The organism is Rhodanobacter sp. DHG33, assembly GCF_014843005.1.
Lineage (GTDB): Bacteria > Pseudomonadota > Gammaproteobacteria > Xanthomonadales > Rhodanobacteraceae > Rhodanobacter_A.
In genome coordinates, this window is record NZ_JACYXM010000006.1 from 165,519 (window position 1) to 189,401 (window position 23,883).

Sequence of the window (23,883 nt, forward strand, 5' to 3'; positions counted from 1 at the left end):
TATGAATCCACGGTTGCAATCGCGTTGCCGCAGCGCAACACTGGGGGGATTGTTTCCCCCAACCACAGCAAGAGACCCGTGAACCCCAACGCCCCTGCGCCGCTGCCTGCGGACGCCCCCTGGATCGTGATGAAGTTCGGCGGCACCAGTGTCGCCACCCTGCCGCGCTGGCAGAACATCCATGAGCTGGTCGCCAGCCGCCGCGCCGAAGGCGCGCGCGTGCTGGTGGTCGTGTCCGCGCTCACCGGCATCACCGACGCGCTGAAACAGCTGTGCAGCGAGGGCGACCAGGGCAAACGCAAGGCGGCGGCCAGCGCCATCGCGCAACGCCACTACGATCTGCTCGGCCACATGCAGCTCCAGTTGCCGGCCACGCTGGGCGAACGCCTGGACGAGCTGGCCGCGCTGGCGGTGGAAGGCCCGTCGCGGCAGGGCGAACTGGCCTGGGCAGCCCTGGTGCAGGCGCATGGCGAGCTGATGTCGAGCGCGCTGGGCGCGGCCTTCCTCAGCCACAGCGGCCTGCCCACGCAGTGGGTGGACGCGCGCGACTGCCTCGCCGCCGTCGCGCTGCCCAACCAGAACGAGCGCACCAAGCTGCTCTCGGCAATGGTCGAGGCACGGCCCGATCCGGCCTTGAACGTGCGCCTCGCCGCGCAGGGCGAAGTGTTCATCACGCAGGGCTTCATCGCGCGCGAGAGCGAAGGCCGCACGGTGCTGCTGGGCCGCGGCGGTTCGGACACCTCGGCCTCGTACTTCGGCGCGCTGCTCAAGGCGGCGCGCGTGGAGATCTGGACCGACGTGGCCGGCATGTTCACCGCCAACCCGCGCCAGGTGCCGGGCGCGCGCCTGCTGCAGAAGCTGGATTACGAGGAGGCGCAGGAAATCGCCTCCACCGGCGCCAAGGTGCTGCACCCACGCTGCCTGTCGCCGCTGCGCGAGCCGCGCGTGCCGCTGCTGGTGAAGGACACCAACCGTCCCGAGCTGGAGGGCACGGTGATCGGCCCGCAGGTGCGCGAACACGCGCCGTCGGTGAAGGCGATCAGCGCGCGCAAGGGCATCACCCTGGTATCGATGGAATCGGTGGGCATGTGGCAGCAGGTCGGCTTCCTCGCCGACGTGTTCGCGCACTTCAAGCAGCACGGCCTGTCGGTGGATCTGATCGGTTCGGCCGAGACCAACGTCACCGTGTCGCTCGATCCCACCGAGAACCTGCTCGACTCCGACGCCATCGCCGCACTGGCGGCCGACCTGGCCAAGGTATGCCGGGTCAAGGTGATCGCGCCCTGCGCGGCGATTACCCTGGTCGGCCGCGGCATGCGCTCGATGCTGCACACGCTGTCCAGCGTGCTGGCCGAGTTCGACCAGCTGCGCGTGCACCTGATCTCGCAGTCGTCCAACAACCTCAACCTCACCTTCGTGGTGGACGAGGACGTGGTGGATACCCTGCTGCCGCATCTGCACGAGCTGCTGATCGCCGCCGGCGCGCTGCGCACCGACGACAGCGTGTTGTTCGGCTCGAGCTGGCAGCAGCTGTACGGCAGCGGCGAAGCGGCGGTTTCGCAGGCATGGTGGCGCGAGCCGGCCGAGCGCGGGCGGCTTCTCGACATCGCCGCCGAGGCCACGCCGCGCTACGTGTATCACCTGCCCACGGTGCGCCAGCAGGCGCGCGAGCTGAAATCGCTGGCGGCGGTGGATCGCCTGCACTATGCGGTGAAGGCGAACACCCACCCGGCGATCCTGCGCGCGCTGGCCGCGGAAGGCTTCGCCTTCGAGTGCGTGTCGCCCGGCGAGCTGGAGTCGGTATCGGCGGCGGTGCCCGCCGACGTGCCGCTGCTGTTCACGCCCAACTTCGCCTCGCGTTCGGATTTCGAGCGCGGACTGGCTACGCGCGCCACGATCACGCTGGATGCGCTGCATCCGGTGGAACACTGGGGCGAACTTTTCCGCGGCCGCGAGATCGTGCTGCGGGTGGACCTCGGTCGCGGCCTGGGCCATCACGAAAAGGTGCGCACCGGCGGCAGCGGCAGCAAGTTCGGCCTGCCGGTGGAGCAACTCGACACCTTCCTGCGCCACGCCGACGCGCATGGCGTGGTGGTGCGCGGCCTGCATGCGCACCTCGGCTCGGGCGTGCTCGACGCTAAACACTGGGGCGAGGTCTACAGCCAGCTCGCCAGCCTCGCCGAGCGCATCGGCAGCATCGCCTTCCTCAATATCGGCGGCGGCCTGGGCGTGCCCTCGCACCCGGGCGAGGCGAAGCTGGACATCGCAGCGCTGGACAAAGTGCTGCGCGAGGTCAAGGCCGCCTATCCGCACTACCAGCTGTGGATGGAGCCGGGCCGCTACCTGGTGGCCGACGCCGGCGTGCTGCTGGCGCGCGTCACGCAGACCAAGGGCAAGGGCAGCTGGCGCTACCTCGGCGTGGACACCGGCATGAACAGCCTGATCCGCCCCGCGCTGTACGACGCCTGGCACGAGATCGCCAACCTCAGCCGCCTGGACGAGCCCGCCGACGCGCTGTTCCAGGTGGTCGGCCCGATATGCGAAAGCGGCGACGTGCTGGGCAGCGACCGCCGCTTGCCCGAGCCGCAGGAAGGCGACGTGGTCCTGATCGCCCAGACCGGCGCCTACGGCAAGGTGATGTCCTCGCCCTACAACCTGCGAGGCGAAACCGAGGAAGTCGTGCTGGACAGCTGACGCTACCTCCTCCCTCTCCCCTCCGGGGAGAGGGTTGGGGTGAGGGGTGGGTGCTCGCGGGTAGCTATCCAACGAAGCGGAGGTTTCAAGGATGAAACGCTTGCGCGTGGATCGGGCACGACGCCTGAGAGTCAGCCAAACCGAAGCCGAACAAAAACTTTGGCACCACCTGCGCAACCGCAACCTGCAAGGTTGGAAATTCCGCCGCCAGCAGGAGATCGACGCTATATCGCCGACTTCGCCTGTCCGGATGCGGGCCTGATCGTGGAATTGGACGGCAGCCAGCATGGCGAACAGGTGATTTATGACGAAACTCGCACGCACAAGTTGGAAACCATGGGCTACCGCATGCTGCGTTTCTGGGACAATGACGTACTGACAAATATTGAGGGCGTGCTTGAGGCGATTCTGGTGGCCTTGGCAAGCCCGGCCCCTCACCCCAACCCTCTCCCCGGAGGGGAGAGGGGGCAGGGCTCGCGGGAGACTTAAGAGAATGACGACGATCAACAATCCCCGCCTGACCCAGGTGTTCCGCTTCCTGCACGCAAGCTACGCCGACGGCGTGGCCGAGCTGGCGTATGCCTTCGACGACGGCGAGCCCATGGTGGAGCGCATCCGCTTCCCGCATGCGCCTGCGCTTCCGGACGGGCACAAGGCCGCGTTCGATGCCGCGCTGAAGCTGCTTCACCTGATCGCCGGTGTCAGCTATTACAAGGCCGGCGTGCCACCGAAGATCGAAGTGGCCGACGGCCCATTGGACGACGCCACCGCCGACCTGCTCGACGCACTCTATCTGCACGGCCTGGCCGAATTCGCCTATCGCAATGGGCTGGACCTGCGCGGGCGCATTGCGTTTCCGCGTCTTGGCGCAGAAACGAAGTCGGCAAGCCCCGGTAATGGCGCCGACCGGCCCACAGCAAAAGCACTGGGCCTGCCGCACCGCACGCTGGTTCCCATCGGTGGCGGCAAGGATTCCCTCGTCGCGGTGGAGGCCATCAAGTCCATCGGTGGCGAAGCCACGGCCGTGTGGGTGGGCAACTCTGCGCTGATCGCTGCCTGTGCCGAGCGCACCGGTCTGCCCACGCTCAATATCCAGCGCGAGCTGGCGCCGGCGCTGTTCGAGCTCAACCAGCGCGGTGCGTGGAACGGGCACATCCCGGTGACCGCGGTGAACTCGGCCATCCTCGCCGTGGCCGCGATCCTCTACGGCTTCGACTCCATCGCCTTCGCCAACGAACGTTCCGCCTCCGCCGCCACGCTGGAATACGAAGGCCAGCAGGTGAACCATCAGTGGAGCAAGGGCTACGCCTTCGAACAATTGCTGAGCGACTGGCTGCACACGCACGTGGCCGCCGACCTCGACTACTGCTCGCTGCTGCGTCCGTATTCCGAGCTGGCGATCACGCGCGCGTTCGCCAAGCTCACGCCGTACTTCGATGCGTTCTCCAGTTGCAACCGCAACTTCAAGATCCTCGGCCCCAAGCCGGCGGACCGTTGGTGCGGGCAATGCCCGAAGTGCCATTTCGTGTTCCTCGCGCTGGCACCGTTCCTGCCCAAGCCGCGCCTGCTCGCGATCTTCGGCCGCAACCTGCTGGATGACGAGGCGCAGGCGGCGGGCTTCGATGCGCTGCTGGAATACCAGGACCACAAGCCGTTCGAATGCGTGGGCGAGGGCGCCGAGGCGCGCGCGGCCATGTACGCGCTGAGCCAGCGCCCCGAGTGGCAGGAGGATGCGCTGGTGGCGCGCTTCCGCAGCGAAATCCTGCCGCAGCTCGACGTGGCGCAACTCGCGCTGGAACCGTGGCTCGAACCTTCCGCCGAACATCGCGTGCCGGCGCGCCTGCGGGCGGCGCTGCAGGCCATTGCCTGATGCGCATCGCCGACCTGGCGGCCAAGCGCGTCGCGGTGTGGGGCTTCGGCCGCGAGGGCCGCGCTGCGATCCGCGCCATCCGTGCGCAGCTACCCCAGTTGCCGCTGGCTCTGTATTGCAGTGAGAGCGAGGCCGATGCGGCGCGCGCGTTCGACGCCACGCTCACCGTCTATGGCCAGGAGCCGGGTTCGGTTGCCCTGTGCGCCTACGACGTGGTGGTGAAGTCGCCTGGCATTTCTGCCTACAAGCCCGCGGTGACCACCGCGCAGGCGCAGGGCACGACCTTCACTTCGGGCACCGCGCTGTGGTTTGCAGAGAACCCGGGGGCGCGTGTGATCGCCGTCACCGGCACCAAGGGCAAGAGCACCACGACTGCCTTCATCGCACACCTCGCACGTGCGCTGGGTGTGCGTACGGCGCTGGCCGGCAATATCGGCCTGCCGCTGCTGGAGCTGCAGGGGCAGTCCGCCGACCTGTGGGCCATCGAGCTTTCCAGCTTCCAGACCGGCGAAGCGGGCGCGCTGGAACTGGGCGTGGTCACCAGTCTGTACGAGGAACACCTCGACTGGCACGGTTCGCGCGAACGCTATGTGGCCGACAAGCTCAAGCTTGCGGACGTATCGCGTACCCTGCTGGTCAATGGGCAACAGGCGCACCTGCTGGAGCGCACCGCCGCGCATCCGCACCGCCTCCTGTTCGGCACGCTTGAGGGTTGGCACGTAGCCGATGGCGCGATCCGTCGCGGCGAGCAGGCCGTGTTCGACATCCACGCGATGGCCGCGCCCGGCTTGCACAACGCGCTCAACGCCTGCGCGGCATTGGCTGCGCTGGAAACGCTGGGCTACGACGCGGTCAAGGCCGCGCCTGCCTTGGCGGATTTCCGCCCGCTGCCGCATCGCCTGCAGCCGCTGGGCATGCACGACGGCCTGGCGTGGATCAACGATTCCATCAGCACCACGCCGCTGGCCACGCTGGCCGCGCTGGACAGCCTCGCCGGACGAGAGGTCACGGTGATCGTGGGTGGCCATGACCGCGGGCTGGACTGGTCGGACTTCGTGCGCGCTGCCAAAGACCGCACCGACCTGCGCATCGTGACGCAGGGCGCCAACGGCCCGCGCATCGCGCAGGCGCTGCGCGCCGCCAAGGCTGTGGTACCGCTGGGCGAGGCCGAAGATTTCGCCGACGCAGTGACGATGGCGCGCACCGTCACGCCAGCGGGTGGCGTGGTGCTGCTGTCGCCGGGCGCGCCCAGCTTCGACCAGTTCAAGGACTATGCCGAGCGCGGGCGCCGTTTCGCGGAGCTGGCCGGCTTCGCCGTCGAAACCATCGGCATCGATGGGCTTGGCATCCGCTGAGACGATGGTGGCGTGTCTGCTGTGCGGCGCGGCGACCGGCGCGCCGTGGCGCGAAACCACGGGCGTCTACCGGCATTGCCCATCGTGCGATCTCGTGAGCCGCGATCCGTCGACGTGGCTGGATGCCGCGGCGGAGCGTGCCTACTACGGCACGCACGACAACCGCATCGACGACCCGGGTTATCGCCGTTTCCTCGCGCAGCTCGCCGAACCCTTGATGGCGCTGCTGGAGCCTGGGGCGCAGGGCCTCGATTACGGTTGCGGTGCGGCGCCTGCGCTCGCATCGATGATGGACGAAGCGGGGTTTTCCACGGCCGGCTATGACCCGTTCTTCGCTCCCGACGAGGCGCTGCTCGCCGCGCGTTACGGCTTTGTCACCTGCACGGAAGTGCTGGAGCACATGCACGCGCCGCTGCGCGATCTCGCGCGTATCGATGCGGTGCTCGTCGCGGGCGGTGTGGTCGGATTGATGACCGAGCTGCGGCCGCCGATGGCGGAGTTTTCGCGCTGGCATTACCACCGCGATCCCACGCATGTGGGGTTTCATTCCGAGACGTCGCTGGGATGGATGGCGCGACGGTTCGGTTGGACGTCGATTCGCTTGGATCGGCGCGTGAGTTTGTGGCGGAAGCTGCGGTGAGCCGCTTTCTCCCTCTCTACCTTCGCGGAAAGGGAGATGAGGGGCAACTGCTCGCGCAAGCCTTTATTTCCGCAATGATGCGGCCCTTCGCAACTTCAGAGCGCCCTCAATTCTGTGTTGTCGCGGAAGTGTCGATGCCCGCCTCGTTCAACAGCTCTTCCAGCGGGCCGAGCCACGGCCGGAATTTTTCCCAGCGCCCCACGGCACGGCGGTGCATGCCTTCGCGCACCTGGGCGGTGCTGGCGGTGGCCACGGCGGAGGGGTTGTTCTGGAAGGCCAGGCAGGCGTCGTGCCACTCCAGCTCGCAGTGGGCGAGCAGTTTGCGGGTGGTGGCCTCCTGTTCGGCGACCAGGGTTTCGTAGTCCACCTGCAGGATGCGGCCGGGCAGCACGGCGTTCCAGTGCGCCATCATGCGGTCGAACTGGATGTAGAAGCGGCCGATGTCGAGCAGGTCGAAGCTGTAGCCGTGGAAGGCGGAGTTTTCCGCGAAGGCTTCGCGGAAATTGCTGAGGCAGGTGTCGAGCGGATGGCGGCGCAGGCAGACGATCTTCGCTTTCGGCAGCGCCTTGGCGATCAGGCCGAGGTTGAGGAAGTTGTGCGGCAGTTTGTCGATGAAGTGCGGTTTGAGCGCAGTCTGCGGCCGGGTGGCGTCCACGTAGCGCAGGCCGAGCTGGTGCCAGTCGTAGCGGTGCGATTGCGCGATCAGTTCCGGGGTGAGCTTCGCCGGCGTGCCGGTGGGAGCGAGGCGGCAGAGCTGGGTGCCGAAGTCCATCAGTTCGCCGGCGGAATGCACGTCCGGGTGGCTGGACAGGATGCGCTCCACCAGCGTGGTGCCGGAGCGCGGCATGCCCACCACGAAGATGGGCTCGTCGCTGCCGTAGCCCTTGTCGGTGCTCACGGTGGTGGGGAACGCCGCGATCAGCGCATCGACCATCGCGCGGTCCTGTTCGGGCCGGTAGTCCACCCGCGTGCGCGCGGCGGCCTTGCCCAGCCGCATGTGCTCGAAGGCGGCGGCGTAGTCGCCGAGATCCTCGCATTCCTTGGCCAGCGCACTGTGCAGATGGGTCTGCGCGTCGACATCGCCGGCATGCGCGGCCAGCAGCGCGCGCAGGGCCTCGACATGGTTGTTGTCCGGCGTCTGCCGGCGCAGGCGCGAGCGCAGTCCGTAGGCCGGCCAGTAGGTCGGCATGCGCGCCACGCAGGCATCGAAATGCGTTTCGGCGGCGGCGAGGTTGCCGGTGAAGGTGGCGGTCACGGCGGCGTTGAAGCGGACGACGGCGTGATCCGGCAGCGCGGCCACGGCGCGGCGGAACATAGTGTTGGCGCGCTCGAAGGCGTTGCATTGCATGTAGACGCCGCCCAGCACGTCCAGCGTCAGCGGATCGGCCGGGGTCAGCGCGTAGGCGATGTTGGCGACCTGCAGCGCATGGCCGTAGCGGCACGATATCGCCAGCGCCCGCGCGAAGTAGGTGGCGTACTCGGCGTTTTCGGTTTCGATCGCCACGGCACGGTTGAGGTGCTCCAGGGCGCGACTCAGTTGCTGGGTGTCCAGGCATGCCAACCCGGCGAGATGGTGCGCCTCGGCGCAATTGGCATCCAGGCGCGTCGCCTGCACGGCGAGCTGGCCGGCCTGCGCATGGTCGCCGCGGGCGCGGGCGTGCTTTGCTTCATCCAGCAGCGTGCGGATTTCGTTGGCGTGGGTCATGGCTGTCGGGTAGGGGAAACGACGATGCCCCGGCAGGACCGGGGCATCGTGGAGGATACCTAGGACGGAAACTCAGCGCAGCGTGTAACCCGACACGCGCCAGGTCTTGTCGCTGTCGAGATGGAACGAGATCAGCTCGCGCACGGGCTGTTTCTCGTTGGCGAACTGGGTGGCGAAGCTCACGTTGATGTAGATGCCGGCGGGCGCGCGGCCATCCGTGGATTGGCTGCGGGAAATGGCCGCCAGCTTGCGCGAGACCAGCTTGCCCACCTGCGCGCGGTCGGCGGCGATCTGTTTGACGAAGCTGTCGCGGGCCACTACCTGCTTGGTGCCGCTGGAAGCGCCATCCCACACCTGGCCGGCCTGGCCCTGGTCGATCATCTGGGCGACCCTCGCCGCGCCCTGCGCCATGGCTTCGTTCTGCTGCTTGATCGCAGCGAGCTGCTGCGGCGTCAGCGCCGGAGCGGCCTGGTTCGCCTGGCCTGCAGCAGGCGTGGCGGCGGGTTGCGACTGGGCCAGCAGTGCCGCGGGAGCGGCCAGCAGGGCGGCGGACAGGGCGATTTGCTTGAACATGGGCAGCTACTCCTTGTGCTGATATCGGTATGCCATTCGGCCGGATTATCGCACGGCCCCGATGGCTGGCGTCATGCGGCCATCGGGGCTCGCGATCCCGGGTTGCGCCGGCCGGTCCCGCCGGCCGGCGCAGGGGCTTACCAGATCTTCACCCGCTGGTCCGGCGCGAGGTACAGCTTCTGGCCGGGCTGCACGTTGAACGCCGGGTACCAGGCGTCGAGGTTGCGCACGGTGAGGGCGCGGAACTCGGCGGGTGCGTGCACGTCCGTGGCGAGGCGCTGGCGCTGCGCGGCATCGCGGATCTTCGAACGCCAGGCCTGGCCGAAGGCGAGGAAGAAGCGTTGGTCGCCGCTGAGGCCGTCGATCACCGGCGCGGGCTTGCCGCCCAGCGACTTGTGGTACGCGAGGTAGGCGATGGTGAGGCCGGAGACGTCGGCGATGTTCTCGCCCAGGGTCTGCTCGCCGCTCACGTGCAGGCCGGGCAGGGCCTCGTACTGGTCGAACTGCTTGACCAGTTGCGCGGTGGCGCTCTTGAAATGCGCCTCGTCGGCCGGCGTCCACCAGTTCTCCATCCTGCCCTGCGCATCGAAATCGGCGCCGGTGTTGTCGAAGCTGTGGCTGATCTCGTGGCCGATGATGGCGCCGATGGCGCCGTAGTTGGCGGCGGCGTCGGCCTTGGGATCGAAGAACGGCGCCTGCAGGATCGCGGCGGGGAAGTTCAGTGCGTTCTGCAGCGGCAGGTTCACCGCGTTCACCGTCTGCGGCGTCATCCACCACTCGCCGCGATCCACCGGCTGGCCCAGCTTGGCGAGCTGGTGTTCGTACTCGTGCCGCACCGCGCGCAGGTGGTTGCCCAGCGGATCGTCGGCGTCGATCTTCAGCGCGGAGTAGTCGCGCCAATGTTCGGGGTAGCCCACGCCCACCTTCAGCGTGACCAGTTTTTCCTTGGCCTTGGCGCGCGTGGCCGGGGTCATCCAGCTCAGCGTGTCGAGGCGTTCGTCGAAGGCTGCGATCAGGTTCTTCACCAGCTGCTGCACTTCGGTCTTGGACGAGGCCGGGAAGTACTTCTGCACGTAGAGCTGGCCCACCGCATCGCCGAGGTCGGTGTTGGTGGCGCCCACCGCGAGCTTCCAGCGCGGCTGCTGTTGCGGCGTGCCCTGCAGGGTCTGGCCGTAGAAGCCGAAGTGGAGGTCGTCGTAGGCCTTGGGCAGCAGCGGTGCGGCGGCATCGAGGGTGTGGAAGGTGAGCAGGGTCTTCCATGCGTCCAGCGGTTCGCTGGCGACCAGTGCGGCGAGACCGGTGGCGGCGCTGGGTTGCCACACGTCGATCTGCTTCTGGCCGTCCAGGTGCGCGGCCTTGAAATAGGCAGACCAGTCCAGGCCCGGCGCCTTCTGCGCGAAGTCGGCCATGCTCCACAGGTTGTTCGCCTTGTGCACGTCCTGGCTGTCGATCAGGCTTTCCTGCGCCTTGGCGATCTTCGTTTCGAGATCGACGACGGTGTTTGCCTTCGCATCCGCATCGGCGATGCCGGCCTGCTTCAGCAGCGCCGCCACGTAGTCGTGGTACTTGCCGCGGAACGCCACCATGTGCGGATCGTTCGATAGGTAATAGTCGCGGCTGGGCATGGCCAGGCCGCCCTGCAGCAGGTAGGCGACGGTGTGGCCGGGGTCTTCCAGCCCCTGCGTCACGAACAGGCCGAACAGGTTTTCGGTGTGGAAGTTGGTGGCGTTGACCGGATCGACGTCGGCGCGCAGACGACCGCCCAGCACGCGGGCGAGGTCGCCCTTGCTGGCGATGGCGTCGATGGCGGACAGCGCTGGCTTCAGCGGAGCGAGGCCGTGCTTCGCGATGGCGGCCTCGTCCATGTAGGCGGCGTAGTAGTCGGCGATCTTGCGCGCATTGCTGCCTGCGGCGGGATGGCTGTCGCCGGCGTTCTTGATGAGGTCGGCGGTGTGCTTTTCGGTGGCTTCGAAGATCTTCAGGAAGGTGCCGACGCTGGAGCGGTCGGCAGGAATCTGCGCGGTTTTCAGCCAGGCGCCATTGGCGTAGTCGAAGAACTCATCGCCAGGCTTCACCGAGTGGTCGATGCCGGCGAGGTCGAGGCCGATATCGGCGTTGGACGGCGCAGGCGTCGCTGCGATGGCGGAGGTACCGCAAAGCGCGGTGGCGATCGCCGCGGCCAGGATCCATCGATTGCGTTGCATGGGTGCCACCTCGCTGTCTTGGGAGGCGAGCACGATAGCGCCAAGCGGGCGGCGCTGCAGGTGTCGGAAGGCATTGCGGCCGCTACGCCGCCACGGTCGCGGCGGCGTAGCGAAGGTAGCGTCAATGCTGGTTGTCGTCGTGCTTCTTGGGCGCGGGCTTGGGCGCTTCGTGATGGGTGGGCGCCGGACGAGCGGCGGGGCGCTGCGGTTCCGGGCGCGCCTGCGGTTGCGGGGCGGGGCGTTCCGGCGCGCGTTCCATGGGCTGTGGCGCCGGACGTTCGGCCGGCCGTTGCTGTGCAGGTTGTGCCGGTCGTTCCTGCGCGGGCTGCATCGGCCGTTGCACGGGGCGCTCCTGCGCAGGCCGCTGGACGGGGCGTTCCGGCGTAGGCTGCGCCGGCCGTTCCATGGGGCGTGGTGCGGCGGCGTGTGCGGGTTCGGTACGCGGCATTTCGCGCGCGGCTGCGGCTTCGGGGCGGGGCTGCTGCGCGGGGCGGGCGATTCCGCGCGGCGCCTCGTTCGCGGCGGGACGTGCCGCCGGTTGGGCGGCCGTGCGGGCCTGTTCGAAGCGGGCGGGTTCGGCGCCGCGCACCGGCGTGCCGAAATGCGGCGTGGTCATCGCCTGCGTGGCCGGCCTCTGACCGGCCGCGGCTGCGCGTTCGTTCACCACGTTGTTGTTGACTGTGCGATTGTTGGTGGTGTTGTTGGTATAGCGATTGTTGTTGTTGACCTGGTTGTTGTTCGTGGTGTTGTTGACCGTGCGGTTGTTGCTGTTGACGTAGTTGACCGTGCGGCTGTTGTTGATGTTGTTGGTGACGTAGCGGTTGACCACGGTGGTGGAACGCGAGACGTACACCGAGTTGTTGTGCACCACCGCCGGACGCTGCCAACCGCCGCCGCCCGCATAGCCGCCTTCACCGCCGTGACGGCCCCAGTTCATGCCCCAGCTGTTCCAGCCCCAGCCGGGATTCGGGCCCGGGCCACCGCCGTCGTGGTGATGGTCGAGCAGCGCAGCCACCACCACGCCCACGCCGAAGCCGATGGCGCCGGCCGCCACCATCTGGCCGGTGCTGTAGCCGCTCGGCTGGACATAGGTGTAGCCGGGATAGGTGGCCACCGGTTGGCCATACACGGTTTCCGGGTCGTATTGCGGCACGTAGACCGTATCGGGTTGCGCGGGCTGGAGCAGGATGGTCTGCTGCGGCGCCGGCACGACGGACGGCCCGGAGTACACGGGCTCTGCATCGTCACCGCCTTGCACGACCTGGTCGCTGACCGTGCTGCCGGCAGGCTGGCTCACCACCTGCATCTGCGACGAGCTGCGCAGGCTGCCGTTGCTCTGCGCACGCTGGCGCATCACCTGGATGGCGTTCATCACGTCCGTGGGATCGTTGACGTAGGCCTCGCCCAGCGAGGTCGTCCACTGGATGTTCTGCGCCATCTGGTCGAGCACGGACGGGAATTGCGTCAGGCCCTTCACGCTGGGGTCCCAGGGTTGCGGATTGACCATGTTGGCCAACGGCGTCCCGGTCACGTGGGGATTCTGCTGCAGCATGTTGTCGGCAGCGGTGATCTGGTCCGGGTAGGTCGAGCCGGCCAGCACCTGCGCCACCAGCTTGTCGGGGAACAGCGCGATGGGCGCGACCAGCTGATACAGCTGATCGGCCGTGGGCGGCGTATAGGGCGGCGCCTGCTGCGCACTTGCGCTGGTGCCGGCCGGTGCGGGCGCCGTACCGGATGCAGCGGGATTCGCGGCTGGCGTGTCGGCTGCCTTGTTGCAGCCGGCCAGCATCACGACGCCGGCGCAGAGCAATGCGCATGCGGTATTTCGGGTCAGGGTACGGTCGGTCATCGGAAGCACTCCATGAGAGACGACGGTGAAACGGGCGCCGCGCGATGCGGCGGCGATGCCGGTCGATTATCGTCACACGCAGCGTGTGACAACCGTCGTCGCCGACGCACTGGTCATGCGCGATTCGGGCAGCGGGTCGGTTGCGCGGAATTTCTTGCGCGCACGTTCAGCGCTCGTAGCGGTAATTGAAGCTCGCCCGGTTGAAGTCGGTGGCGCTTTGCGCTTCGAAATTCCAGCGATGGCTGAGCCGGTAGCGCAGCGTGATGACCTGGCCGGGTTCGAAAAGACCTACGCCGTAACTGAGGTAGAGCCGCGGCGACAGATACTTGCCCACGGTGAAGGCGGAGTTGCCGCCCAGCGCCTCGTTGCTGGAGACGCCGATGTCGTCCACGCCGATCTTCGATCCGATGCTCTTGGCCAGCAGATTGCCCGCCGCGGAACCCAGCGCCTGCGCGGCGGCGCCCAGCATGTCGCCTTCGCCGCCCTTCACCTGCGACAGCGGCTTGCCCGTGATCAGGTAGGAAAGCGCGTCGGATTGCTCCATCAGCGGATTGGAGAACACGGTGAGCACCGGGCGTTGCGCGGTGCCAGAAATCTGCAGGCCTACTTCCTGCCCTTCGTCGATGGTGGCGTTGGGGTTGAGCTTGCGGACCGCACGGATGTCCAGTCCGGGATTGTCGATGGGCGTGCTGGCGAACAGCAGCTTGCCGCTCTGGATCGCCAGATTCTGGCCGTAGGCCTTGTACGTGCCGCTCACCGTGACCTGGCCCTGCCCGGTGGTGGCACGGCCGGGACGCTCGTTGACCGTGAGCACGCCGCCGAGGCGCCCATCGAGCCCCATGCCGGCCAGATGCGTCTTGCGGCCGAGATCCACCTTCACCGTGGCGGTGAACGGCAAGGCGCTGCCAGGCTCGGGCTGCGGGCGATCCACCACCACCACGTCGGGCGACGCCTTGCTGGCGCCTGCGCCGGGCAGCTTGTCGAGGTTCACGTCGGCGCTGTCCATCAGCACCGAGCCGCTGAGGCCCAGTCCCTGCGCGCTGCGTTGCAGGCGCAGGTCGGGCGCGATCACGACCTTGGCTGCGGGAATGTCGGCCGCGGTGAACTGATTGCCCTTGATCGCGATGTCGGTGGCGATGTCGCCGCCGATGCCGGCCACACCATTCACCGCCAGCGTGCCTGCACCGGACTGCACGCTGCCGTCCACCCGCAGGCTGTGCGCGTCGATGGCGCGTACCGTCATCCGGCCCTGCGCGAGTTTCAGCCCCGCTGCCGGCACTTCGGCAGCGAAGTCGCCCAGCGTGGCGTCGCCGCTGACGGCCGGTTGTGCCAGCGTGCCGCCAAGGCGGAAGCTGCCGCTGGCCTGGCCATGCACGTTCGCCAGCGAGCTGCCGAACAGTTCGATGAAGGCGAGGCTGTTCAGGCGCAGGTCGATCTGTCCGCCCAGCGACTGCTGCTTGCCGGACACGCTCACCTGGCCGTCCAGGCGCCCGCCGTGATCGAGCCCGGCGCGCACGGTGAAATCCTGGCTGCTGGCGCCGAGGTTGGCGTTCAATGCAAAGCCGTCGTAGCTCAGCAGCGGCGCGTCGGTATGCTCGGTGTAGGTGACGCTGCCGCGTGCGGAGCTGACGTTGGCATGTCCGCTGAGCGCACCGGCGGCGCTGCGATGCAGCTGGCCGTCGCCTTGCAGGTTGCCGTCCACGCGCACCGGCAGGTCGGCTTCGCCTGCGGCATTGAGCAGCAGGGCCAATGGCAGCGCGCGCAACTGGTAGCTGGCGTCGAGGTTGCCGCCCTTGTCCTGCTTCGCGCTGACGCACAGCTGGGGATCGCCTGCCGTGAGGCACAGCTCGGACAGGCTGGCGGCGCCGTCGCGCCAGGCGAGCGCGCTGGACTGCTGCAGGCGCCATCCGGGCAGGCCCTGCGGATCGAGGTTCAGCGCGGACAGCGTGCCGCTCCATGCATCGTTCTTCAGCGCGCCATGCAGGGCCAGCGCGCCGGAGATCTGGCTGCCGTTCGCCTCCAGCGCCAGCCGATGGTCGCCCTGGCTGCCTTCGGCCAGCAGGTGGACGCGCTGGAACACCAGGCCGCCGGCGTGCGCACCGCTGGCGGTGAGTTCCAGCTTGCCCGCGGGATGGCTGATGTCGGGAATGCCGGCGATGAGCTGCAGCGTATCCACGCGCTGCTGCTGCCACGCCAACGCGTTGCCGTTCAGATGGCCGTTGACGGAAAGCTTCGGCAGCAGGCCGCGGATGGCAAAGCGGCCGTTCAGACGGCCGCCGGCGTCGGGCAGCCAGTCGCCGAGCGAGGCAATCGCGAGGGTGAGGTCGGCGTCGTTGCTCTGGCCTGGCTTGGCGTCGAGCTGCACCGTGCTGCCAGCGGACGACAGCTTCAACGTGCCGTCGATCACCTGGTTAGGCGACAGATGCAATTTCCCATCGCCGCCGATGGTGCGGTCGCGCAGGCGTCCGGCGAGTTGCCTGAGTTCCACCGTGGCATCGGGGCCGGCCTTTGCCAGTGTGCCCTGGCTGGCGAGCGTGAAATCCAGTGCGCCGTTCCAGCCCGCGAACAACTGGCCGGGATCGAAGCGGCTGGCCTTGGCATCGAGCCGCCAGCCAAGCACGGGCTGCAGTTGCAGCGTGCCTTGCGCCTGCAACTGGCCCTGTGCCTGCTGCAAGGTGAGCGGGTGCAGGGAGATCGCCTGCGGCGTCCCGTCGATATTCAAGACCAGATGCGCGGGCTTGCCGAGCGGCCCGACGGTGACGTCTCCGGCGGCATGGAAATTTTCGGCGTTGCCGTTGGCGTCCAGCCTGCCAGTGCTGGCCAGCGGCTGGCCGACCAGTTCGGCGGGCAGTTGCACGCCGTTCCACTGGATGGTCAGTTGGCCGCCCACGGGTTTCGCATCGAGCTGCAGCGTGCCGCTGGCGGCAAGCGTTCCCTTGATCTGCGGCGAGGCCAGCGCGAGTTGCTGCAGCGCCAGCGTCTTGCCGTCGTCGCTGATGCTCGCGCGCAAGGGTTGCAGCAGGACGCGGTACTGGTTGAGGTCCAGCGTGCCGGCGAGTTCGCCGCCATGGCGGTCGCCATGGCCTTGCACGGCCAGTGCCACGGAGGTCAGCGCGCTGTCGCCGAGCAGCGGCGTGGGATCGAAGCGTGGCGCATCGAGCGTGGCCTTCCATGCGTACCTGGCGTTCTGCATCAGGTCGAGGTGCAGGCGGGCCGCCATTGGCTGCGTGAGTTGCAGGTCCAGCAGCACCTGCTTGCCGTCGCCGTTGGCGGTGACCTGGCCGGCATAGCGGGTATCGCCCACCTGCCATGCGAACCCGGCCTTGCCGCTGCCGCGCTGCCCGCTGGCGAGGGCAAGCCGGCCTTCGAGGTCGACATGTCCATCCGGCGCGCGCAGCTTCAGGGTGTCGAGGGCGATGCCTGCCTTTGTCCAGCTCCCCGCCAGATCGAGGCTGTCGGAGGCGAACACGGGCTGGCCCGCCTGGCTCACGCGCACCGTGCCGATGTGCGCGCGATCCAGCCGCAGGTCGATGGGCGGCTTGAGCGAAAAGCTGCTGGAGCTTTCGTTGTCGTCGCTGCTTTTCGGCAGCGCCACCGTCACGTCTTCGAGGTCGAGCTCGCTGACGTGCACGCGGCCGGCCAGCAGCGGCCAGAAGCGCAGGTCGAGATGCGCCTGCGCCACGTCGACCCGCGTGCCCTTGCCGTCGTCGTAGCGCAGGCCGTCCAGTTGCAACGGACCGAGCAGTGCGCCTTGCGCCTGCTTCCATTGCAGTGCGCCGTGCGTGGCCGATTGAGCGCGCGCCAAAGCGAAGCGCAGCCCAGCACCAGTGGCCAGCAGCCACCACAGTGCGGTAGCCGTCACCAGCAGCAGGACAGCGAAGGCGATGGCGATGCGCTTCAGCCACTTCATGATGTTGTCTTCTGCCTCCGGGTTGCTTCGGTCGCCGCGCGTTTGTGGATTGCAGAACCAAGCCCTTTGCCTATGTCGAAGACGGGCTGTCCTGCCCGTCTTCGACTCGCCGAGTCCGCTGCGCAGACTTGGCTCCGCGCATCGTCCACTGTGTGGCCGATGCGCGTGCGATCCATCCGTGGATCGCTTGTGAGCAGTCGCCTGCGACGGCTGCTCACAGGTCCGGTCCGATCACCAGGTGCAGCACCACGCCATGGCGCTGCGAGTCGTTGATCGGCGTGCCGATGTCCACCCGGATCATGCCCACCGGCGAGCGCCAGCGCACGCCGACGCCGGTGCCGAGCTTGGGCTGGAAATCGACCGCGTCGAAGGCGTTGCCGGCGTCGATGAAGGTGGCGATGCCCCAGTTGCGGGTGAAGTAGTGCTCCACTTCGGCGCTGGCCACCAGCAGGTTGCTGCCGCCGATCACGCGGCCGTAGCTGTTCTCGGGGCCGATGGACTGGAAGCCGTAGCCGCGCACTGAGCGGTCACCACCGGCGAAGAAGCGCAACTGCGGCGGCAGCGCGGCGAAATCATCGGTCCAGGTCTTGCCGGCGCTGCCGCGCAGGATCAGCCGGTTGCGCTGCTTTGCGCCGAACGCGTGTATCCATTTCGCGTCGGCGGTGAGCTGGCTGAAGCTGGCGGAGGAGAGCAGGTCGCCCGCCGTGCTGCGCGCCGCGAAGTTCAGCGACCAGCCGTCGTGGACGAAATCGACGTTGTCGGCCTGCTTGCGCGACAGCGAGGCCTCGGCGAACAGCAGCGTGCTGTTGCCGTGCTCGATGCCGGGCGTGTCGTCGGGCTCGTCGCTGCGCTTGCCCACGGTGAAGGTGCCGGACAGCGCGTGCAGGCCCACGGTGCGCGTCCAGCCGTGCCACAGCTGCGTCTCGTTGGCGACCAGTTCCAGCGTGCGCGACTGCGAGGTGTCGGTGTTGGCGTCGCGGTAGTTGGCGCCGAAGTTGAGGCTGCGCTGGTTGTCGCCGGGTAGCGGTATGGAATACAGCGTGGACAGCATTTTCAGCCGCTGCGCCAGCACCAGTTCGTTCTTCCATTTGTGGCCGCTGCGGTTGACCCAGCGGCGCTCCAGGCCGCCGCGCACGCCGAGGCCGGTGTCGGTGCCGATGAAGGGGCCGCCGGTGTAGATGGTGCGCTTCGCCGGTGCGAGTTCCACCTCGATGTCGACCCGGCCGTCCGCTTTCTCGTCGATCTGCGGCAGCACGTTGACCACGGCGAAGTAGTCCGCGCCGTTCAAGGCCTGCTGCAATTGCAACAGCTGATTCTGATCGAAGTAATCGCCGGACTTGAACGGCACGTAGCGTTCGAGAAAGCCGTCCTTGAACTGCGAGCCCTCGAAATGCACGGTGCCATAGCGGTAGCGCTGGCCCGCCTGCCAGGCCAGCCGGATCGCCGCGCTGCGCTGCGCCGTGTCCACCTCGACGCGATGCGTCACCAGCTTCGCGTCGAGGAAGCCGCTCGCGGTCAGCGCAGCCGACAGCGCATCGCGCGCGGCGTCGTAGCTGGCGTGGTCCAGTTGCTTGCCGCGCATGCGCGTCAGCGCGTTGCGCGCATGGCGGATGGAGGGCAGCGCGAGCGCGTCGGCGTCGAGCTGCACGTCCACCGAGGCGACCTTCACCGGTTCGCCCACGCGAACGTCCAGCGTCACTTTCCAGTCCTTGCCGACCTGCTGCAGTTGCGGCGTGACGTCCGCGTCGTAGTAACCATAAGGCTCCAGCGCCGTCTTCGCTTGCGCGGGGGCCTGTGCGTATAGGCGACGCATCTGCGCTTCGCTGACGTCGCGCTGCGCGTATTGCGACAGCCCCACCGACGCCGCAATGGCCTGCTGCAGCGGTTCGTCCACGCCGCGCACCACCAGTTGCACGCCGGCTTGCGCGAATGTCGCGAACAGCAGCAGCGGCAGGGCGAGCAGGGTGGCGCGGCGCATGCGTCGGGATCCGTCCTCAAACGTTCGTGGTTGAGGAAGCTTAGCGAAGTGAGGTGAAAGACGGGTTTTTTTGCGATCGCCGATCTTGGCGGCCATCGTCTTTAGCGTCGCCGCCAGCGCGATGTCAGAAGCCGTTCTGGACGAATTCCGGGTACGCCGAAAACAGGAACGCCGCGCGTGGCGCGGCGTTCCCTTTGCGGGCATTCGAACGGATCCGCATTCAGCCCGGCAGTTGCTTGGTGCCGAAGATCTTGTCGCCCGCATCGCCCAGGCCGGGCAGGATGTAGCCCTGTCCGTTGAGCCGCTCGTCGATGGCGGCGGTGTAGATCTCGATGTCGGGGTGGGCGGCCTCGATGCGCTTCAGGCCTTCCGGCGCGGCGACCAGGAACAGGCCTTTGATGCGCGTGCACCCGGCGGCCTTGAGCATGTCCACGGTGGCGACCAGGGTGCCGGCGGTGGCGAGCATGGGGTCGACGATCAGTGCGATGCGTTCGTCCATGCGGCCGGTGAGTTTCTCGTAGTAGGCGATGGGCTTGAGCGTCTGCTCGTCGCGCTGCAGGCCCACCACGCTGACCTTGGCCGCAGGGATCAGGTCGAGCACGCCGGGCAGCATGCCGAGGCCCGCGCGCAGGATGGGCACGATGGTGATCTTGGCGCCCTTGATCCGCTGCACGGTCAGCGGCCCGGCCCAGCCGTCGATATGTTCCTCGACGGTTTCCAGGTCCTTGGTGGCCTCGTAGGTGAGCAGGGCGGCGACTTCGCCGGCCAGCTCGCGGAATTCCTTGGTGCTGATCCCGGCGCGGCGCATCAGGCCGAGCTTGTGCTGGATGAGCGGGTGGCGGACTTCGACGGTTTTCATCGGCCAAGCATAGCGGCGGGAATCACCGCGACAAGCGCCTAGCCGGGGCAGCGTAGGAATCCGGGCAAACCGGGCGCAGCGTGCCGGGAGCAACGCCGTCGCGGATGGTTTTCCGCGAAGCCAAAAGAACGGGCACCGCCTTGCGGCGGTGCCCGGTGTACGGCGATCGGGCTCAGTGCGCGGGGGCAGGAGCCGCGGAGGCGTCGCCCTTGAGGCAGGTGCTCATGAAGGACTTGCGGTCGGCGCCCTTGAGCGCCTTGGTCTTGGCGTCGGCGTTGCAGGTCTTCATCTTTTCCTGCTGCGTGGTCTTGGCGGCCGGCGCGGCGGCGGCGCTTTCGCCCTTGAGGCAGGAGCTCATGAAGGTTTTGCGGTCGGCGCCGGTCTTGCCGGTAGCCTGCTTGTTGCAGTCGCTCATGCGCTGTTGCTGCGGAGTGAGGGTCTTGCCAGTGGCGGCGGCTTGCGGCGTGGCGGCGAACGCGACGGTGGTGGCGAAGGCGAGGGCGGCGCAGGCGGCGATCTGGCTGAAACGCAACGTCATGATGGTTCCTCCCGAGGTGACCGGCGGCTGCCGGCGTGCGCAGTCTATCGCTGCGGAGGGCGCATCGATGCTGAACGACGGAAGGTTGGCGTAGGCCGGGCGCCCGCCGCACGGTCGGCGGCGGGCGCGGGCGTGTGTGGCGCCGGTCAGGCGGCCTTGCTTTCGCTCTTGCGCGGGCCTTCCAGCAGGGCGTGGCGCACGTGCGACACCACCAGGTCCACCTCGGCGCTGGTGACGTTGAAGTGCGGGGTGAAGCGCAGCGAATTGACGCCGCCGTGGATCACGCCGATGCCGCGCTCGCGCAGGTATTCCTCGGTGGAGCCGGCGCCGTAGCACTTGAACTGCGGGGCCAGCTCGCAGGAGAACAGCAGGCCGGTGCCCTGCACCTTGGTGATCAGACCGCCCAGTTCGTCCTTCAGCGCATTGAGCTTGTCCACGAACTCCTTGCCGCGCTCGCGGATGTTGGCGCGCACCTCGTCGGTGAGCTCGCCCAGCGTGGCCAGCGCCACGTCCAGCGCGCGCGGGTTGGCGGTCATGGTGTTGCCGTAGATGCCCTTGCGGTACAGGTTGCCGGCACGCTCGCTCACGGCCAGCACCGACAGCGGGTACTGGCCGGCATTGAGCGCCTTGGAGAAAGTCTCCATGTCCGGCGCGGGCAGCTTCTCGAAACCGGGGTAGTCGGTGAGCGAGAGCACGCCGTGCGCGCGCAGGCCGGCCTGGATCGAGTCGACCAGCAGCAGGGTGCCGTGCGCTTCGGTGAGCTTGCGCGCGGCGGCGTAGAACTCCGGCGTCACCGCGCGGCCCGGGTCGCCTTCGCCCATCACCGGCTCGAGGAACATCGCTTCGATGAACCAGCCGTGCTTGTCGGCGTCGGCGAACGCGGCCTCGAGCTGGGCCACGTTGTACGGCTCGACCGTCAGCAAGGTGTCCTCGTGGCGATAGCTGGCGAGGTGCTGCTGGTAGGTCTTGCGCGAGGAATCGGAATACAGCGCCGGTTTGTCGGTGCGGCCGTGGAAGGCGCCCTTCACCGCGAGGCGCTTGATGGTGCGGCCGGCATAGCGGCCACCGGCGTCGGTCATCAGCTTGGCGTTGACGTCGGCGATGCGGCAGGCCAGCGACACCGATTCCGAACCGGAGTTGAGGCACAGGTAGTGCGCGTAGGGATTGCCGCCGCGGTGGTGGCCCAGCTCGCGGTTCAGCGCCTGCACCAGACGCAGCTGAGCAATGCTGGGCGTCATCACGTTGGCCATCACCTGCGGGCGGGCCAGCGCGGCTTCGATGGCCGGGTGGTTGTGGCCGAAGCCCAGCATGCCGTAGCCGCCGTTGTCGTGCACCACCGCGCCCTTCAGCGTGACGACCCAAGGACCGCGCGCAGCGGCCGGCAGATACGGGTTGATCGCATCGTCGGGATAGAAGTTGACGAAGCCGGCCTGCGCCTGCGCCAGCTGCGCGGACTCGTCCAGCTTCAGGAAATCTCCAAGGTCGGCGCGCAGTTCGCGGTGGCGCGCCACGGCGGCGGCCACGGCCTCGGCCAGCATGGAGTCGGTCGCGGCCATGCGCTCGATACTGGCGTCATCCAGACCGGTGGTGCGCGGCTTGCCGCCGAATTCGCGCAGTTCGCGCAGCTGATCGATCAAACCCATGGTGCTCTCCTCGAAAATCCGCCGGCGCCTCGCACCCAGCGCAAAGCAGGCCGACGTGTGGTTACGTGGCGCGGCGGGGTGAGCCGGCTTGGCGGCAGCGCGCGTCCACGAATCCTAAGGATAACCCGCGGGGCAGGTGGCCCGGTACCCCCTGACTGCGGCAAAACGCCTTGCACTGCAACACTTTGCGGGCGGGTGACGCCTGTCACACGCGATGGCTGACGGCCACGACTGGGGCCGCGGTGGCACGCTGCCTAGGCTGTGCAGCACGGAGGAAACCCCATGAACGACACTATCGTTGCCTGTCTTGCCGCTGCCGCGAAACGCTATGGCTCCCTTGTCGCGCTGGACGGCGTGGATCTTGCCGTGCGGCGCGGCGAACTGCTGGCCCTGCTCGGTCCCAACGGCGCCGGCAAGAGCACCAGCATCAGCCTGCTGCTGGGGCTGATCCGCCCCGATGCCGGCCGTGCCGAACTGTTCGGCCTGGACCCGCAGCGCATCGAGGCGCGCCGCCGCATCGGCGTGATGCTGCAGTCGGCCAACCTGCCGCCCACCCTGCGCGTCGGCGAGCTGCTGCGCCTCACCATGAGCTACTACCCGAACCCGCGCGATTTCGACGAAACCGCTGCGCTGGCCGGCATCGCCGATCTGTTGAAGCGGCCCTACGGCAAGCTTTCCGGCGGCCAGCAGCGTCGCGTGCAGTTCGCGCTGGCGCTGTGCGGCCGGCCCGAGCTGCTGTTCCTCGACGAGCCCACCGTGGGCATGGACATCGACGCGCGGCAGAAGCTGTGGGCGGCGATGCGCACCCTGGTCGCCGAAGGCTGCGCCGTGGTGCTCACCACGCATTACCTGGAAGAAGCCCAGGCGCTTGCGCAGCGCGTGGTGGTGCTGGGGCAGGGCCGCGTGCTCAGCGAGGGCAGCGTGGACGACCTGCGCAAGCGCGTGGCGCTCACCCGCATCCGCTGCGTGAGCGACCTGGATGCCGAGGCGATTGCCGCATGGCCCGGCGTGGCTTCCGCCTCGCGCGACGGCGTGCATCTGAGCATCGCCACCGCGCGCGCCGAGATCGTGGTGCGCCGGTTGCTCGACGCCGATCCCGCCCTGGATGAGCTGGAAGTGCAGCGTGCCGGCCTCGCCGAGGCGTTTACCGAACTCACCCGCGAACCCACTGCCGAGCTGGAGGCCGCCTGATGAACACCATTGCCTTTGCCGCCGCATCGCCGGATGCCGCCCCCGTCATGCCGCCGCGCCGCGTGCTGGGCGCCTATCTTGCCGAGGCGCGCAGCGAGTGCCTGCGCTATCTGCGGGCGCCCGGTTTCCTGCTGCCGATCCTGCTGTTCCCGGGCCTGTTCTACCTGGTGTTCGGCGTGCTGATGGGGCGCTCCGAGGGTGCGGATGCGGCCCGCTACCTGTTGGGCAGCTATAGCGTCTTCGGCGTGATGAGCCCGGGTCTTTTCGGTTTCGGCGTGTCGCTGTCGCTGGAGCGCGACGGCGGCCTGCTGACCTGGAAGCGCGCGCTGCCGATGCCGCCCGGCGCCTACCTGCTGGGCAAGATGCTGATGGCGATGGGCGCCGCCACGGTGGTGGTGCTGATGCTGCTGGCGATGGCGACGGGCCTGGGCCACGTGGTGCTGGCGCCGATGCAGGCCATCGCGCTGCTCGTCACCGGCATGCTGGGCGTGCTGCCGTTCTGCGCGCTGGGCATGCTGGTGGGCACCCTGATCAAGGGGCAGGGCGCGCCCGGCATGCTGCAGCTGGTCTACCTGCCGATGTCCTTCCTCTCCGGCCTGTGGTTTCCGCTGTCGATGATGCCGAAGTTCCTGCAGCAGTTCGCGCCGGTGTGGCCGAGCTATCACCTCGACCGCATCGCGCTGGTCGCGGTGGGCCTGGCGCACGAGGCAGTGCTGCCCCATGTGCTGGTGCTGGCCGGCTTCGGCGCGGTGTTCTTCGCGCTGGCGGTGCGGCGGCTGCGCCGGTACGGCTGAACTGGCGGTAGCATTCGGCCATGAGCGACAGCAATCCCCATGCAAGCAATAGGCGATGGCCTGCCTGGCTGCACCCGACG

The 23,883-nt window shown here is 68.2% G+C and carries 15 protein-coding genes and 1 pseudogene; 7 read left to right on the plus strand and 9 right to left on the minus strand.

Going from position 1 to position 23,883, the window contains the following annotated elements:
• The first annotated feature begins 78 nt into the window (after positions 1–78).
• The 5 genes and pseudogenes from IHE46_RS12385 to IHE46_RS12405 all read left to right on the plus strand — a co-directional run bounded on the left by IHE46_RS12385 (position 79) and on the right by IHE46_RS12405 (position 6,559).
• Positions 79–2,694, plus strand: coding sequence for a bifunctional aspartate kinase/diaminopimelate decarboxylase (locus IHE46_RS12385; protein ID WP_343230026.1), 2,616 nt, complete (start codon positions 79–81; stop codon positions 2,692–2,694).
• 91 nt (positions 2,695–2,785) lie between these two features.
• Positions 2,786–3,183, plus strand: a pseudogene (locus IHE46_RS12390) (endonuclease domain-containing protein).
• A 4-nt stretch (positions 3,184–3,187) separates the two neighbouring features.
• Positions 3,188–4,564, plus strand: a complete 1,377-nt coding sequence (gene murL / locus IHE46_RS12395; protein ID WP_192164954.1) for a UDP-N-acetyl-alpha-D-muramoyl-L-alanyl-L-glutamate epimerase — start codon at positions 3,188–3,190, stop codon at positions 4,562–4,564.
• Positions 4,564–5,919, plus strand: coding sequence for a UDP-N-acetylmuramoyl-L-alanine--D-glutamate ligase (murD, locus tag IHE46_RS12400; RefSeq protein WP_192164955.1), 1,356 nt, complete (start codon positions 4,564–4,566; stop codon positions 5,917–5,919). Before murL ends, murD begins: the two co-directional genes overlap by 1 nt.
• On the plus strand, positions 5,900–6,559 hold the full coding sequence (locus IHE46_RS12405) for a class I SAM-dependent methyltransferase (RefSeq protein WP_192164956.1): 660 nt from the start codon (positions 5,900–5,902) through the stop codon (positions 6,557–6,559). Before murD ends, IHE46_RS12405 begins: the two co-directional genes overlap by 20 nt.
• A gap of 106 nt (positions 6,560–6,665) precedes the next feature.
• Here IHE46_RS12405 and IHE46_RS12410 read toward each other — a convergent pair whose 3' ends face one another.
• The 9 genes from IHE46_RS12410 to IHE46_RS12450 form a co-directional block, all read right to left on the minus strand.
• Positions 6,666–8,264: a sulfotransferase gene (locus tag IHE46_RS12410; protein ID WP_192164957.1), complete on the minus strand. Its 1,599-nt coding sequence runs from the start codon at positions 8,262–8,264 to the stop codon at positions 6,666–6,668.
• 72 nt (positions 8,265–8,336) lie between these two features.
• The gene (locus tag IHE46_RS12415; protein ID WP_192164958.1) at positions 8,337–8,837 is read right to left on the minus strand and encodes a DUF4019 domain-containing protein; all 501 of its coding nucleotides are present in this window, start codon (positions 8,835–8,837) and stop codon (positions 8,337–8,339) included.
• A 137-nt stretch (positions 8,838–8,974) separates the two neighbouring features.
• Entirely contained in the window at positions 8,975–11,041 is a 2,067-nt protein-coding gene (locus IHE46_RS12420) for a M13 family metallopeptidase (RefSeq protein WP_192164959.1), read from the minus strand.
• 121 nt (positions 11,042–11,162) lie between these two features.
• Positions 11,163–12,890, minus strand: coding sequence for a DUF3300 domain-containing protein (locus IHE46_RS12425; protein WP_192164960.1), 1,728 nt, complete (start codon positions 12,888–12,890; stop codon positions 11,163–11,165).
• 166 nt (positions 12,891–13,056) lie between these two features.
• Positions 13,057–16,800 (minus strand): translocation/assembly module TamB domain-containing protein, encoded by a 3,744-nt coding sequence (locus IHE46_RS12430; protein ID WP_192164961.1) that lies wholly within the window; start codon positions 16,798–16,800, stop codon positions 13,057–13,059.
• Positions 16,801–17,014: 214 nt separating this feature from the next.
• Complete coding sequence (locus IHE46_RS12435) at positions 17,015–18,778, minus strand: autotransporter assembly complex family protein (RefSeq protein ID WP_192164962.1); 1,764 nt, start codon at positions 18,776–18,778, stop codon at positions 17,015–17,017.
• Between the two features lie 220 nt (positions 18,779–18,998).
• Positions 18,999–19,637, minus strand: a complete 639-nt coding sequence (gene upp, locus IHE46_RS12440) for a uracil phosphoribosyltransferase (protein ID WP_192164963.1) — start codon at positions 19,635–19,637, stop codon at positions 18,999–19,001.
• Between the two features lie 172 nt (positions 19,638–19,809).
• Entirely contained in the window at positions 19,810–20,175 is a 366-nt protein-coding gene (locus tag IHE46_RS12445; protein WP_192164964.1) for a PsiF family protein, read from the minus strand.
• A 146-nt stretch (positions 20,176–20,321) separates the two neighbouring features.
• Positions 20,322–21,818 carry an aminotransferase class III-fold pyridoxal phosphate-dependent enzyme gene (locus tag IHE46_RS12450; protein ID WP_192164965.1) on the minus strand — a complete coding sequence of 499 codons (1,497 nt, stop codon included), beginning with the start codon at positions 21,816–21,818 and terminating at the stop codon, positions 20,322–20,324.
• Between the two features lie 282 nt (positions 21,819–22,100).
• On the opposite strand from IHE46_RS12450, the gene IHE46_RS12455 reads away from it, so the two are divergent.
• Both IHE46_RS12455 and IHE46_RS12460 read left to right on the plus strand, forming a co-directional pair.
• A complete protein-coding gene (locus IHE46_RS12455) occupies positions 22,101–23,009 on the plus strand; it encodes an ABC transporter ATP-binding protein (protein ID WP_192164966.1) in 909 nt (302 codons plus the stop codon).
• The gene (locus IHE46_RS12460) at positions 23,009–23,803 is read left to right on the plus strand and encodes an ABC transporter permease (protein ID WP_225563030.1); all 795 of its coding nucleotides are present in this window, start codon (positions 23,009–23,011) and stop codon (positions 23,801–23,803) included. The genes IHE46_RS12455 and IHE46_RS12460 overlap by 1 nt, the downstream gene beginning before the upstream one ends.
• Positions 23,804–23,883: the final 80 nt, after the last annotated feature.

Excerpts from the sequence above, each read along its gene's own strand:
- IHE46_RS12405 (WP_192164956.1), top strand. The coding sequence starts at position 5,900 with ATGGGCTTGGCATCCGCTGAGACGATGGTGGCGTGTCTGCTGTGCGGC.
- upp (WP_192164963.1), bottom strand. The coding sequence starts at position 19,637 with ATGAAAACCGTCGAAGTCCGCCACCCGCTCATCCAGCACAAGCTCGGC.
- IHE46_RS12445 (WP_192164964.1), bottom strand. The coding sequence starts at position 20,175 with ATGACGTTGCGTTTCAGCCAGATCGCCGCCTGCGCCGCCCTCGCCTTC.
- IHE46_RS12420 (WP_192164959.1), bottom strand. The coding sequence starts at position 11,041 with ATGCAACGCAATCGATGGATCCTGGCCGCGGCGATCGCCACCGCGCTT.
- murL (WP_192164954.1), top strand. The coding sequence starts at position 3,188 with ATGACGACGATCAACAATCCCCGCCTGACCCAGGTGTTCCGCTTCCTG.
- IHE46_RS12425 (WP_192164960.1), bottom strand. The coding sequence starts at position 12,890 with ATGACCGACCGTACCCTGACCCGAAATACCGCATGCGCATTGCTCTGC.
- IHE46_RS12430 (WP_192164961.1), bottom strand. The coding sequence starts at position 16,800 with ATGAAGTGGCTGAAGCGCATCGCCATCGCCTTCGCTGTCCTGCTGCTG.
- IHE46_RS12450 (WP_192164965.1), bottom strand. The coding sequence starts at position 21,818 with ATGGGTTTGATCGATCAGCTGCGCGAACTGCGCGAATTCGGCGGCAAG.
- IHE46_RS12460 (WP_225563030.1), top strand. The coding sequence starts at position 23,009 with ATGAACACCATTGCCTTTGCCGCCGCATCGCCGGATGCCGCCCCCGTC.
- IHE46_RS12435 (WP_192164962.1), bottom strand. The coding sequence starts at position 18,778 with ATGCGCCGCGCCACCCTGCTCGCCCTGCCGCTGCTGCTGTTCGCGACA.
- IHE46_RS12415 (WP_192164958.1), bottom strand. The coding sequence starts at position 8,837 with ATGTTCAAGCAAATCGCCCTGTCCGCCGCCCTGCTGGCCGCTCCCGCG.
- IHE46_RS12455 (WP_192164966.1), top strand. The coding sequence starts at position 22,101 with ATGAACGACACTATCGTTGCCTGTCTTGCCGCTGCCGCGAAACGCTAT.
- IHE46_RS12410 (WP_192164957.1), bottom strand. The coding sequence starts at position 8,264 with ATGACCCACGCCAACGAAATCCGCACGCTGCTGGATGAAGCAAAGCAC.
- murD (WP_192164955.1), top strand. The coding sequence starts at position 4,564 with ATGCGCATCGCCGACCTGGCGGCCAAGCGCGTCGCGGTGTGGGGCTTC.